The sequence below is a fragment of the Mesorhizobium sp. M7D.F.Ca.US.004.01.2.1 genome (assembly GCF_003997785.1).
In the GTDB taxonomy this organism is placed as follows: Bacteria; Pseudomonadota; Alphaproteobacteria; order Rhizobiales; family Rhizobiaceae; genus Mesorhizobium; species Mesorhizobium loti.
The window spans coordinates 51,350-64,109 of the sequence record NZ_RZRQ01000002.1 but is presented as its reverse complement, the minus strand read 5'-3'; the positions used below and the strand labels follow the sequence as shown (position 1 = coordinate 64,109).

Genomic DNA, 12,760 nt, shown 5'->3' with positions numbered 1-12,760 from the left:
CAATACGCCTGAGCTTCGTTGGTCGATATCAACCAGAGGAGGCCTCGACAATGAAAACCTTGTCATTGCTGATCTTGGTCGCTGGTCTCACGCTTGCTGGTTGCGACAACAACACCGAGCCGATGAAAGCCAACGCCGACGCGGTCAACAAGAACCCACAGGTCGATCAGGATGTCAGGCCGCAGTCCACGACCGGCGGTGATCAGCCAGCTACCGTGCCTGCGAGCAAATGACCTTCGATCTCTTAACGCCTGTTGGCAAGGAGAACCAATATGCAAGCTTCAGTCGCAACTGCAACACGCCACCCGCGCCAACTGACCATAGAGCCGTTTGCCGGCACAGTGACCGTGCGATTTTCAGACGCCATAGTCGCAGCCACGGACCGAGCCAAGGTGCTGCGGGAAGAGGGATGTGAGCCTGTCTTCTACATCCCTTTCGAAGATATCTATTTCGACCTTTTCGAAAAGACCGACACCACGAGCGAAAGCCCGATGAAAGGCACCGCCAGCTACTGGCGCGTCCATGCCGTAGGAAGCTCGGCCGACGATTTCATGTGGGCATATGAAACTCCCGACACTGCGGCGAGGGCAATCGCGGGTCACGGCGCGTTCGATCCTGAAAAGGCGCGCATTGATGTCGAGCCGTCGGAAGACAAGCGGCATACGCCCCACGTCTTGGAGTAGATCGCTCGTGCGCACACCGGGCCGGGCTGAGGCTTCGGGTATGCTAGCGGCGCGGAAACTCCTCATCAAGAATGCGTAGTGCCTCTTCGTATTTGACAGTCGATGCCCCAACTTGTCGCGCCTGCCAGACATTGTCTTCCAGATCCGCACGCTTCACCGGCAGAGCCAATGGGTTCGATGCGGCTCGTCGCACGAAGGCGAAATATTCCTCGCCATCTCTGCGCGACATGGCGTCGACAGCAGAAGCGACCGTCGGACCGAAGCCCGCTTCCTCGAGCTTGGTCCGCGTCCAGCCATCGCCCTTTTCCAGCACGTCATGGAGATAGGCGACGACCTTCTGATCCATGGTCTCGACTGCATCAACGACACGCCGGCAATGCTCGATGTAAGGCTGCCCGGTCTTGTCGCGTTGCGACGCATGGACCTCTTCCGCGATCTTGGCCGCGCGGTAAAAGATGCTCATCTGGCTTCCTCTTCAGGCAATGGTTTCACCATCGCTCCTCGGTATCGCGGTGCGGCAGGTCTATTCCACAGCAAACCCAGGCAAGTCGCTGCCCCGACCCATAGTTGTAGCGCGGCTCCAGGTGGGCCGGATCGTCGAACGTCCCAACATGCAGCGCGATCTCGCCGGGCGATGCGTCATAGAAAAGGCTGAGCGGCGATCCGCAGGTGGAGCAGAAACCCCTCTGGGCGATCGGCGAGGACCTGCGATAGGTTGGCGTCGCATTGATCCAGACGACGCTGTGAGAAGGAACCCAGGCCAGGACCGCGAAGGCGCTGCCGGTCGCTCGCCGGCACATGTCGCAATGGCAGTAATGCACTCTCGGTTCGCCTCCAACGCGAAAGCGGACCGTGCCGCAGAGACATCCTCCGCTCAGTTCCATGTTGGTGTCCCGGCTGATTTACGGCCCCCGTCGCGTGGTTTCATGCGAGTAGCTCCATTCGTCTCAGCGGAAACGCCACGCATTTGCGTCGGTTCCTGGTGCCATCTCAGGAACCAGTCCCGGACACCTGGCGTTGCGTGTCTTTGCTAGGAAGCTGTCGTGGACACATACTGCCGGTTGGAGACGCGCTGATGTCGATGCCAGGCTTGGCCTATGGTCCCCTTGGCGATCGATGCATGCATGTCTGCGTGGATATGCAGAGGCTGTTTGCCGAGCCGTCTCAATGGGCAACACCCTGGATCACCCGTGTCCTCCCACAAATCGAAAGACTGGTCGAAAGACGCGCACCGCAGACGGTCTTTACGCGGTTCCTGCCCGCCCGAAAGGCGGGGCAGGGCGTCGGCACGTGGAAGCGCTACTACGAGCGCTGGGCTTCGATGACGATCGAGACGATCGGACCCGAAATGGCCGAACTGTTGCCGTCATTGGCCAATTATTGCCCGCCAGCCGCAATCATCGACAAGCACATCTACTCGCCCTGGTTCGAAGGGAGCCTCAGAGCTCTTCTGATGGCACGCGATATCGATACACTGGTCATCACGGGTGGCGAAACAGATGTATGCGTTCTGGCCACGGTGCTCGGGGCCATCGACTTCGGCTATCGCGTGGTTCTGGTCACGGACGCGCTGTGCAGCTCTTCCGACGCAACCCACGACGCGCTGCTGACCGTCTATCATCAGCGGTTTGCGCAGCAGGTCGAGACAGTCGAGATGGAGACGGTTCTCTCGAGCTGGACGTGAACCCGCACTGCCGACCGCTCCTTGAAGCTCAAGCGTCCAGGTTGATCAGCGCAACCCCGAGTTCCGGACGCTTGCTGCGGCGTAGATGGCCTGGGGCTTCCACCAGCGTGACTTCCAGCGTTGGCCGAACGATGCCTTCAAGAAGGTGCCCACCTCTTGTGCTTCCGTCGCTCAATCCGAGCACCGCATGGACATGCACGCTGGGCTTGCCATCGTCGCCCAGCGCGATATCGCCGATCGCGCTCAGCACTTCGCATTGTTCGTCGATCGGAATCTTGCGGTAGGTCTTCGCTTTCAGGTCAAACCAGCCGACGGTCGCTCGCTCGAACGCACCGATGGCGGTCAAGGAAGCGCTGCCGATCTTCTGGTCGACCGCGAAGGCGGTAAGCCCGCCGAATGCTTCTTCTCCGGGGTCCAGCACCACGACGAATGTCCTTTGTCCGCTGACCTCGTTGACGAGTTGGGATTTCATGCTGATGCTCCGAGGGTCCCAGTCAATGGGCGCGGTGTTCGGCGTTTCGTTTGCGGGTTGCCGCGGCCTTCTTGGCCGATTCCGATCGGCTTGCAGATGAGCGTGACGCCGAGGCCTTGCCGCCGATTCTGCCGCCCTTGTGTGCCGCCGGATTGCCTGTGTGCTCGCCGCGTCCGGAGCCGCCTTCCTTCTTGCCGCCGCCATCATCCTTGTTGACCGTCGCCCATGCGCGCCGTTCGGCTTCCTTGTCGGAAACCCCGCGCTTCTCGTAGCCTTCTGCGATGTGATCGGCCTTGCGTTCCTGTTTGTCGGTGTATTTCGATTTGTCACCGCGTGGCATGATTTTTTCTCCTTTGTTGGATAGGGTCTGAACGAAAAGCCGGCTAGAGAGTTCCGGCGCCCACGATATTTCAGCTAGCGCTTGTCAGGCTTTGGAGACCGCAGCAGCAAGGCGAGGGGGACAAACAACGCCGTCACGATTGCGCAGTAGCGAAAGACGTCGACATAGGCGAGCAGCGAAGCCTGGCGCGCGATCAACTGCCCAATCCAGCCGACGGCCTGTTGCTTGGCCTGGAGCATAGTCGATCCCTGGGCAACGAAATGCTCGGTCACCTGACGCAGCGCCTGTTGGTATTGAGGAGACGATTGTGCCGTATGACTGACAAGGTTTGCCTGGTGGAGCTGCGCGTTCTGAGCGATCACCGTGTTGGATAGCGACACGCCAATGCTGCCGCCGATGTTGCGGGCAACATTGATCAGCGCCGATGCCTGATTGGTCTGCTGCGGAACAAGGCCGACGTAAGCGGCCGTCGAAATGGGGATGAACAGGAACGGCAGGCCAATCATCAGGAAGATGCGCGCAAAGGCAAAGAAGCGGAAGCTGGCGTCCGGGGTGAGCGACGTCATATGCCACAGCGCGACCACCACAACGGACATGCCCATCATGATCAGATATTTGGGCTGCACGACGCCGGCGGCAAATCCCGAAATCGGCATCAGCATCAGCATGGCGATGCCGCCCGGCATCATCGAGAGGCCCGACAGGGTCGCCGTATAGTCGAAAGCGGTCTGCTGCAGCTGCGGCATCAACTGTGTGGTGCTGAACAGCACGGCGCCGACCGCCATCATCACCAGGAACGACGTGCCGAACTGACGGCTGAACAGCAGGCGGATGTCGACGACCGGATCGCGGTGACTGAACTCCCATGGGATCAGCAGCAAAAATGAGATCGCCGAAATCGCGGCAAAGGTAGTGATAAAACCTGATGCGAACCAGTCGTTGCGCTGGCCTTCATCAAGGAAGATCTCCAGGCAGCCAAGTGCCGTGGCGACCAGGATGAACCCGACCCAGTCTATCCGGAGGCCGCCCTTCAACCGTTCCTGCCGTTCGCGTTCGAGCACATCAGGCTCGACCAGCAGCCACTGCACGAGGGCAAGCGACATGATGCCAAACGGCACGTTGATGAAGAAGATCCAGTGCCAGGAAAAATTGTCGGTCAGCCAGCCACCGATGGTCGGCCCGACGGTCGGCGCGACGATGACGGCGATGCCATACAGCGCGAACGCCTGCGAACGTTTTTCCGGGGGAAAGGTGTCGGCGAGGATCGACTGTTCGCTGGGCGCCATGCCCCCGCCGCCAAGGCCTTGCAGGATCCTGAAGACAATCAGCATCTCCAGGTTGGGCGCCAACCCGCACAGCAGCGATGCTATGGTGAAGGTCGCCACGCAAAACATGTAATAGCGCTTGCGGCCGATGACGCTGGCCAGCCAGCCGCTGACCGGGATGATCACGGAATTGGCGACCAGATAGGTGGTGATCACCCAGGTGCTTTCGTCCATTCCCGCCGCCAGGCTGCCGGCGATGTTGCGCAGGGCGACGTTGGCGATCGAGGTATCGAGCACCAGCATGAAGGTGGCGATCGAGACGATGACCGCGATGAGCCAGGGGTTGCGGCCACCGGCGGCGGACCGGCTTTCGCTCGCGCCACCGGCCATTTCGACGGCGCTCATCTCACCTTGACTGTCGGTACAACCGACAGGCCCGGACCGAGCAGCACGCCCGGCGGTTGGTCGAAGACGATCTTGATCGGCACGCGCTGCACCACCTTGACGAAATTGCCCGTGGCGTTCTCGGCCGGCAGCAGGCTGAAGGCCGTGCCACTGCCTGCCTGGATGCTGTCGACGCGACCGTGGAAGGCCTTTTCGGGATAGGCGTCGATCTCGATGTCAACCGACTGTCCCGGCCGCATCAGGTCGAGTTGCGTTTCCTTGAAATTGGCCTTCACCCAGACTTCGTCGGGAACAAACATCATCAGCACCTGGCCGGGCTGAGCATACGTCCCGATGGCCGCCGAGATGCTGGTTGCCCGTCCGGCAACCGGCGCGGTGATGGTGGTGCGCGACAGTGTGGTGCGCGCCTGCTCCTGAGTGGCGTTGGCCTGATTGAGTTTTGCTTGCGCGCTCTTTTCCTGCGCCTGCAAAACAGTGACCTGGCTTTTCGTGGCAGCCACGTTTGCTCCAGCGCTGTCGAGGGCCGCCTGATCCTGACGCAGCGTCGAAGCGGCCTGTTCGGCCTGCTGTTGAGTGGAGGTTCCCTTGGCCAGCAGCTCGCGGTTGCGCTGGTCCTCAGCCTTGGCAAAATCGAGCGCGGCCTGGGCTTGCGCCACCTGCTTTTGTGCCGCATCGATCTTGGCGTTTTGTGCTTCGATCTGGGCTTCGACATCGACGATGCCGGCCTGGGCGGAAGCCACGCCGGCATTCGCCTCCGCGAGGCTCGCCTGATAGTCGCTGTCGTCGATACGCAGGAGCACGTCACCGGCTTTCACCGGCTGGTTGTCGGTGACCGCGACATCGGTGATGCGGCCCGAAATCTCGGCACCGATCGTCACCGTGCGGGCATCGATGAATGCATCGTCAGTCGATTCATACTGACGCGCGTTCAGCCACCACAAGACCAGCCCCAAGGCAATCAGGAACAGCACGAGCAAGATCGCGATGGATATGTAGGGGTGCCGTCGTGGGAAGCGCAGCAGGCTGGGCTTTGGTTCTTCGGCGTCGTTGTCACGCGTTTTGCTCTTCGTAGCGTCAACCCGGCCCGCATCTTCCCTGCGTTTTGGCGAGGCGTCTGATTTGGCCCTGCGCGACGTACCCTGCGTGTCGCTGGTTTCGGCAGGCTCTTTGGTTTGGGTTTTCGCGTCCACGGGAGAACTCTTAGGAAGGTGTCGACCGTTTTGGCAGTGGCCAATCAACGACAGCCGCTCGCAAAAGGTTCCTGACGACCGATGATGGTTTCGCGCCTGGTGAAGTCGACTCAGCCTATTGCGAACCTGATCACGATCGCCGGGATCACGATGCCGACCAACCCGGCTATGAAGATGATTCGACGTGTGCGTGTTCGCAGGATGATCTCACCCTGCCGCGCCCGCTCCGCCGAGAATACACGCCCATCGTCACTGTTCTTGTCATGCCGATCATCGCTCATGATCGTTTCTCTCGTGCTTTCGAAAGACAACCATCGCCCGGCAGGTGAAGTTCCGGATGCGTCGATGCAGCCAACAAAAAATTGATCACAGGCGCGTGAGGAGGGAACTTTGATCTTGGCGGTTGGTTGGGTCCGCTTGAGACCCAGCCAGCCCGGAGCCAGCCATGTCCGAAGCCAAAATTGCCAGTGGCCTGAGCAGACGCATGTTCATGACGGCCTCTGTTTCGGCGGTAGCGGCAATGCCGCTTGTCAATTCCTCGAAGAGCGCTGACCAGCCAACGTCCGCCAAACCGGCCGGACCGCGCGACCTGTCGGCGGTTTCAATGCGTATCAACAAACAGCCCTACAACCTCGCGCTCGACAATCGCACCAGCCTGCTTGACGCTCTGCGCGATCATGTTGGCCTGACTGGCACCAAGAAAGGTTGCGACCACGGGCAATGCGGCGCGTGCACCGTTCTTGTCGACGGAAAGCGGGTGCTCTCGTGCCTGAGTTTCGCCGTCATGAACGAGGGCCGCGAGATCACAACCGTGGAAGGCTTGGTTTCGACGGACGGGGAACTGCATCCGGTCCAGCAGGCTTTTGTCGATCACGATGCCTTTCAATGCGGCTATTGCACACCGGGACAGATCATGTCCGCCATCGGGTGCATCAACGAAGGCCATGCCGGGTCGGAAGATGATATTCGCGAATATATGAGTGGCAATCTGTGCCGCTGTGCTGCCTATCCGAACATCGTTGCGGCGATCGTCCAGGCCCGCGACGAGATCAGGAGGGCCTAGGATGCGCCCCTTCGTCTATGAACGCCCAACCAGCGTCTCCTCAGCGGTCGACATCGCGACCCATGCCGATACTGGGCAGAGTCCGCCGACTGCGGCCAACACGCAGTTTATCGCCGGTGGCACCAATCTGGCCGACTACATGAAGCTCGGTGTCGCGCAACCGGAACGATTGATCGATCTCAACACTCTCGCCGAACCCGCCTTGCGGCAGATCAGGATAGAGGATGATGCCATTCGCTTCGGGGCGTTGGTTCGCATGAGTGAAGCAGCCGACAACGGGGATGTCAGGCGTCGTTGTCCGCTCCTGGCCGAAAGTCTGAAGTTCGCCGCCAGTGGCCAGCTTCGCAACATGGCGAGCCTCGGCGGCAATGTGCTGCAGCGGACGCGCTGCGAATATTTTCGTGAAACCTCCTGGCCATGCAACAAACGTGAGCCAGGCTCCGGCTGCGCAGCGATGGAAGGGTTCAACCGCCAGCATGCGGTTCTCGGTACCAGCGATGCCTGCATTGCCGCATACCACGGCGATTTCGCGCAAGCCCTGATTGCGCTCGGCGCAACCGTCGACATCGAAGGCCAGCAAGGAAGACGCACGCTTGCCTTTGCCAAGCTGCATCGGCGGCCGGGCGAGACGCCGAACATCGAAACGGATCTCGCGGCAGACGAGCTCATCACCGCGATCGAAGTGCCGCTCACGCCATGGAGCAGCAGGTCGCGCTATTTGAAGATACGCGATCGCGAATCTTACGCGTTTGCGCTGGCGTCCGCGGCTGTCGCGCTCGACATGGACGGCGAGAGGGTCAGGAGCGCGCGCATCGCTCTTGGCGGCGTGGCGACCGTGCCGTGGCGGGCGAGCGCGGCGGAAGACACGCTCAAGGGCAAGGTGCTTGATGAGGCCGCGGCCCAAGCCGCCGCCGATGTTGCCTTTGCCGATGCCAAGCCGCGCGAACACAACGCGTTCAAGATACCGCTTGGCAAGCGCACGCTGGTGCGGGCGCTGCTCGAAACCCGTGACATGAAGGTCTGACCTATGAACCAAGCCGCACCCGCCCCCAAAGACAATCAGGGCGATCCTGTTGTCCGCATCGACGCCCGACTGAAGGTTACCGGACAGGCCAATTATCCCGCCGACATCGCCACGGCCAACGTCGCCTACGGCGCCCTTGTCACCAGCAGCATCGCTCGAGGCAAGGTCTCCAGACTTCAAATGGACGATGCCAAGGCGGTGCCGGGTGTGTTGGACATCGTCAGCTATGGCGACATGGACAACATCGACAAACCGAAATTCGGCAACACCGGCGCAAGTTCGATCGGGCCGTTGCACGACAAGACGATTTTCCACGACGGCCAGATCGTCGCTCTGGTGGTTGCCGAGACTTTTGAGGCGGCGGAAGAAGCGGCGGCGTTGATCCGCGCCGATTATGAGAACGAACCACCCAGCGCCACTTTCGATTCAAAAGGCGTGACGGTTGAGCCGGCGGCCGGCAAAAGCCCGATGCTGAAGGAAGATGCGAAGGCTGGCGACTTCGACGCCGCCTGGGCGGATGCGGAGGTGAAGATCGACGAAAAATACTCGACGCCGACCCAGCATCACAACCCGATCGAACTGTTTTCGACCACGGCGATATGGCAGGGCGATCAACTGACGATACACGAGCCCTCGCAGAACGTGACCGGCTGGAAGGCGGAACTGGCACGCCAGCTGAAGCTCGACCCGGCCAACGTTCGAATCATCAGTCCCTATATCGGCGGGGCCTTCGGCTCGAAGGGACCGATGACGGCCCGCACGGCCATCGTCGCCATCGCCGCGCGGCGAATTGGTCGTCCAGTTCGCTGCGTCGTTAGCCGCATACAGGCCTTCGGTACGCAGACCTATCGCGCCGAGACGCGGCATCGGATCCGCATAGGCGCCGGCAAGGACGGCCGCATCACGGCGTTCGGACATGAGGGCTGGGAGGTGACGTCACGCCCTGACCCTTATGTCGTCGGCGGCACGTCCGCCACCGCCCGCATGTACAATTACGGCTCTGTCCTGACTCATGTTTCGCTGGTCCACGCCGACCGCAACACGCCTGGATACATGCGGTCACCACCAGAAACGCCTTACGTCTATGCGCTTGAGAATGCCATGGATGAAACGGCCGTTGCGCTTGGCATGGACCCTGTCGAGTTTCGCCGCATCAATGAGCCGGACAAGGAACCGATCGGCGGCAAGCCATTTTCCAGCCGCTCGCTCATCAAGTGCTACGATCAGGCCGCGGAGGCCTTTGGCTGGGCGAAACGCGAGCCCAAGGCCGGCTCGATGCGTGACCGCGACTGGCTGGTCGGCATGGGCTGCGCCACAGCAATCTACCCGACCGCCGTCGCACCTTGCGCGGCCAGGGTTCGTCTCACCGCCGACGGCGCGGTCCGGATCCAATGTGGTTCGCATGAAATCGGCACTGGTGTTCGCACCATCGCAGCACAGATGGCAGCCGAAAGGCTGGGTGTCGGCATCGAAAAGATCAGCGTCGAGATGGGCGACAGCGCCTTGCCGCCGGCACCGGTGTCGGGCGGCTCGATCTCGACGGCCAGCGTCTGCTCCGCGGTGATGAAGGCCTGCGATGCGGTACGCGACAAACTGTTCGCGGCCGCGGCGGGCAACGATGGTCCCCTTGCCGGTTCGGGCAACGCGAAACTGGATATGGCGGATGGGAAAGTCGTTACGGAGACTGGCAAATCGGTGAAGCTGGCCGACGTCTTCAAGGCCATGCAGGTCGGCGCCATCGAGGAATATGCCGAATTTGCGCCCAAGGGTTCTTCGCCGGAGGCATTAAGCAAGCTCTATGCCGGACAGCCGGAATTTCATGGTGGGGAAGGAGACAAGGATTCGGTCAAATATGCCTTTGGCGCCTACTTCGTCGAAGTGCGCATCAACCGCTACACCCGTGAAATCAGGGTGCCGCGCATCGTCGGTGCCTTTGCTGCCGGGCGCATCATGAACACGCGCACCGCGCGCAGCCAACTGATGGGCGGTATGATCTGGGGCATCGGCCAGGCTTTGCACGAGGCAACGGAGATCGATCGGCGGCACGCGCGCTACGTCAACCGCGACCTGCAGGACTATCTGGTGCCGGTCAACGCGGACATCAAACAGGTCGACGTGATCCTCGTCCCGGAAGTCGATCACGAGGTCAATCCTGCCGGTGTCAAGGGGTTGGGCGAACTTGGCAACGTTGGAACAGCTGCTGCCGTGGCAAGTGCGGTCTATCACGCCACCGGGAAGCGCATCCGCGATCTGCCAATCAGGATCGACGATTTGATAGACTGACGATTTGGGGCATTGGACTGAAAGTGGAACTCGTAACCCATAAGAAATTCAAAAACGGCAGGTTGATGCCGTGGGGAAAAGGCACGGTCGTTAGCGGAGCAAAGGGATTTGTCTACCTTTGCGGAAACACGGCAACCGCCGACGATTATGATCCAGCCGGAAAGAAGGGAGGCGGCTTCACTGGCGATGCAGCGGCACAGTGGCGCGCCATTCTGACGAACATCAAATCAGATCTGGAAGAACTCGGTAGCGCGCTCGACCACCTCATCCGGCTGACCTTCTTCATCAAGGGGCCGTTTCCCGATGGTGGCGTTCTGAGTTCTCCCAATTTTCGCCTGGACGTGCTGGACGAGTTCTTTGCCGAGCATTGCCCGAAGCACTGCAGCTATAACAACCCGCCGCCCTCGGAGGTGATCGGGGTTGCAGCGCTTGCGCAAGCCGACATTGTTGTTGAAATTGTCGCGATGGCGGCGCTGCCTGATTGAATAGAGTTCCCGCGTGCAATAGCGCTGGCTTAGTTACCCTTGGCTCTCGCGTATCATTCCGGCGCTGTGGCTGGAGCCGTGTAACGGCGGCGAACGGCATCGAGCACGCGCTTGCGGCTCTCCTCGGCGGATAGTGTTTTGTCCTCTTCCGCCTCGGCCGTTTCGCGTGCGAGGTCCTTGTCCCTGATCTGATGCCGGAACCATTTGGAATAGTCGCCGGCATGCAAATGAAACTCCCAGGTCTTGTCGTCGATGCCCTCAGCGATCTGGGCAAAGATCATCAGATTGTGGGCTCTGAGGTTCATCGCATTGTCAGTGCCGTGGAAATAGAAGCTGCCTGCTTCATCGAGCTGGCCTTCGGCGTATTTGCGGCTGTGCCGCTTGAGTGACTGGCGCGGCTCGATCACCTTGACCGTTTTGACTTTCTTGCCTGCCTGCGGCCGCCAGAACAGCACGCGTGCGCCCTTGGGAGTTGGGATGGCCTTCGGTGCCTCAATGCCTGTCTCATGGCAGAAGACCTTCACCACGTCCTTCGCCTTGGGGCCGAGCGCAATGATAGCCGTCACAAGGCGCAACGCGTCGGTCGAGATCGCCTCGGGGTGAACAGTGATCAGGATTGTGCCCGGCAATTCCAGTGACAGGACAGCCCGCGTATCGTCGCGCCGCTTGGGCAGGAGATGATGCGCTTCGTCGATGACGAGCCAATGCGGCCTTGCGGTGCGGCGGCGAAAACTGCCGAGGCCGGGCAGCAGGTCGGCAAAGAAATCAGGTCGCTCATTGACGCGCAGCGCCAGTCCATTGACGACGATATTGCTGTCGGCCTTGGCGATCAGATCCAGCACCTGCGCCTTTGTCGGTGCGCTTGATCCGTCACCAAGCCGCACGGCGCCCTGGAGGCCGTCGTAGTCTCCCTCGGGATCGAAGACGCAGAACTGAAACTTGCTCTCGACGAAGCGCTCCGTCAGCGCGGTGGCCAAGGTGGATTTGCCGATGCCCGAACTGCCGGCGATGAGGACCGTGTCGGTTGGAGACAAATAGATCTCGTCGCCGCCGGCCGATCCGAGAACGATACCGTCGTGGCGCCTCGATACGATCGCGTGATCATGCTTGATCATCTTGTCGATCAGCTGCTCCACGCCTTTGCCGCGTGCGCCACGCATGACCAAGTTGGCTGTATCCTTGACCGCTGGAATTGCATTATCGACGGCGACACTGCAGCCGCAGGCCTGCAGGAAGGCGTGGTCGTTTTCGGCGTCGCCGACGCCGATGACATTGTGCGGTGAAAGACGAAGATCCTGAAGGGCGGCAGCCAGCCCGGTAGCTTTGTTGATGCCGCTCGGCAGAATCATCACCGCGCCCTTGTTGAAAATGATTTCCAGTTCGAGGCCCATCTTCTTGATGACCTCGAGCACCGTGGCCTGATGGGGTTCCCAGGTCGCGATGATCGACTGGCCGACCGACAACGGCTTGACGCCCTGCTTCTTCAGTCTGGCGACGAATTTGGGCTCAGGCGAAGGGGCGATCACCCGCTCTTCCTCGCTGGCCGGTGTGTAGATCAGCGCTCCATTCTCGGCGACGACCTTGTCGAAGAGACTGACCTCTGAGAAGACGCGCTTGAGATCGGGCAGTTCGCGCCCGGTGACGAGAACGAGCTTGCGGCCGCTTTTCTTGAACCGCTTGAGGGCAGAGAGCGTTTTCCTGGCGACGGTTCCGTCATGAGCCAAAGTGCCGTCATAGTCCGTCGCCAACGCAATGAAATACATTCTGCCAACCCTTCACGGTTCTGGTTCGCGCTCTGGGTAGAACGTGCCGTCGAGACAAAGGCTCCAATCGGAGAAATTGCGGGCTTTCGAAAAGGTGGGCAGT

At 60.7% G+C, this 12,760-nt stretch carries 15 protein-coding genes; 7 read left to right on the top strand and 8 right to left on the bottom strand.

The annotated features are described in order from the left end of the window. Positions 1-50: 50 nt before the first annotated feature. Complete coding sequence (locus EN993_RS01115; RefSeq protein ID WP_127262159.1) at positions 51-233, top strand: hypothetical protein; 183 nt, start codon at positions 51-53, stop codon at positions 231-233. A 39-nt stretch (positions 234-272) separates the two neighbouring features. Next, on the top strand, positions 273-683 hold the full coding sequence (locus EN993_RS01110; protein ID WP_109672700.1) for a DUF427 domain-containing protein: 411 nt from the start codon (positions 273-275) through the stop codon (positions 681-683). A gap of 43 nt (positions 684-726) precedes the next feature. Here the strand turns inward: EN993_RS01110 and EN993_RS01105 are convergent, their stop codons facing one another. Continuing rightward, positions 727-1,146: an HD domain-containing protein gene (locus tag EN993_RS01105; RefSeq protein WP_127262158.1), complete on the bottom strand. Its 420-nt coding sequence runs from the start codon at positions 1,144-1,146 to the stop codon at positions 727-729. 25 nt (positions 1,147-1,171) lie between these two features. After that, positions 1,172-1,567, bottom strand: a complete 396-nt coding sequence (locus EN993_RS01100; RefSeq protein ID WP_127262157.1) for a GFA family protein — start codon at positions 1,565-1,567, stop codon at positions 1,172-1,174. Positions 1,568-1,758: 191 nt separating this feature from the next. Between EN993_RS01100 and EN993_RS01095 the strand changes: the two genes are divergently transcribed. Then, positions 1,759-2,367, top strand: a complete 609-nt coding sequence (locus EN993_RS01095; protein WP_127262156.1) for an isochorismatase family cysteine hydrolase — start codon at positions 1,759-1,761, stop codon at positions 2,365-2,367. A gap of 28 nt (positions 2,368-2,395) precedes the next feature. Here the strand turns inward: EN993_RS01095 and EN993_RS01090 are convergent, their stop codons facing one another. The 5 genes from EN993_RS01090 to EN993_RS01070 all read right to left on the bottom strand — a co-directional run bounded on the left by EN993_RS01090 (position 2,396) and on the right by EN993_RS01070 (position 6,320). Beyond that, positions 2,396-2,839: a PPC domain-containing DNA-binding protein gene (locus EN993_RS01090; protein ID WP_127262155.1), complete on the bottom strand. Its 444-nt coding sequence runs from the start codon at positions 2,837-2,839 to the stop codon at positions 2,396-2,398. 22 nt (positions 2,840-2,861) lie between these two features. Beyond that, a complete protein-coding gene (locus EN993_RS01085; RefSeq protein ID WP_127262154.1) occupies positions 2,862-3,179 on the bottom strand; it encodes a plasmid stabilization protein in 318 nt (105 codons plus the stop codon). 74 nt (positions 3,180-3,253) lie between these two features. Then, complete coding sequence (locus EN993_RS01080; protein WP_164757505.1) at positions 3,254-4,849, bottom strand: DHA2 family efflux MFS transporter permease subunit; 1,596 nt, start codon at positions 4,847-4,849, stop codon at positions 3,254-3,256. Next, positions 4,846-5,820, bottom strand: coding sequence for an HlyD family secretion protein (locus EN993_RS01075; RefSeq protein ID WP_245468583.1), 975 nt, complete (start codon positions 5,818-5,820; stop codon positions 4,846-4,848). The genes EN993_RS01080 and EN993_RS01075 overlap by 4 nt, the downstream gene beginning before the upstream one ends. 329 nt (positions 5,821-6,149) lie before the next feature. Continuing rightward, a complete protein-coding gene (locus tag EN993_RS01070) occupies positions 6,150-6,320 on the bottom strand; it encodes a hypothetical protein (RefSeq protein ID WP_127262152.1) in 171 nt (56 codons plus the stop codon). Positions 6,321-6,484: 164 nt separating this feature from the next. Here EN993_RS01070 and EN993_RS01065 point away from each other — a divergent pair, with 164 nt between their 5' ends. Genes EN993_RS01065 through EN993_RS01050 form a run of 4 tightly spaced genes read left to right on the top strand, consistent with a single transcriptional unit; the run spans position 6,485 to position 10,894 of the window. After that, entirely contained in the window at positions 6,485-7,102 is a 618-nt protein-coding gene (locus EN993_RS01065; protein WP_127262151.1) for a (2Fe-2S)-binding protein, read from the top strand. Between the two features lies 1 nt (position 7,103). After that, positions 7,104-8,126: a xanthine dehydrogenase family protein subunit M gene (locus tag EN993_RS01060; RefSeq protein WP_127262150.1), complete on the top strand. Its 1,023-nt coding sequence runs from the start codon at positions 7,104-7,106 to the stop codon at positions 8,124-8,126. A gap of 3 nt (positions 8,127-8,129) precedes the next feature. Further along, positions 8,130-10,409 carry a xanthine dehydrogenase family protein molybdopterin-binding subunit gene (locus EN993_RS01055; protein WP_127262149.1) on the top strand — a complete coding sequence of 760 codons (2,280 nt, stop codon included), beginning with the start codon at positions 8,130-8,132 and terminating at the stop codon, positions 10,407-10,409. A gap of 23 nt (positions 10,410-10,432) precedes the next feature. After that, positions 10,433-10,894, top strand: a complete 462-nt coding sequence (locus EN993_RS01050) for a RidA family protein (RefSeq protein WP_127262148.1) — start codon at positions 10,433-10,435, stop codon at positions 10,892-10,894. A gap of 53 nt (positions 10,895-10,947) precedes the next feature. Here the strand turns inward: EN993_RS01050 and EN993_RS01045 are convergent, their stop codons facing one another. Continuing rightward, entirely contained in the window at positions 10,948-12,657 is a 1,710-nt protein-coding gene (locus tag EN993_RS01045) for an HAD-IIB family hydrolase (RefSeq protein ID WP_127262147.1), read from the bottom strand. Positions 12,658-12,760: the final 103 nt, after the last annotated feature.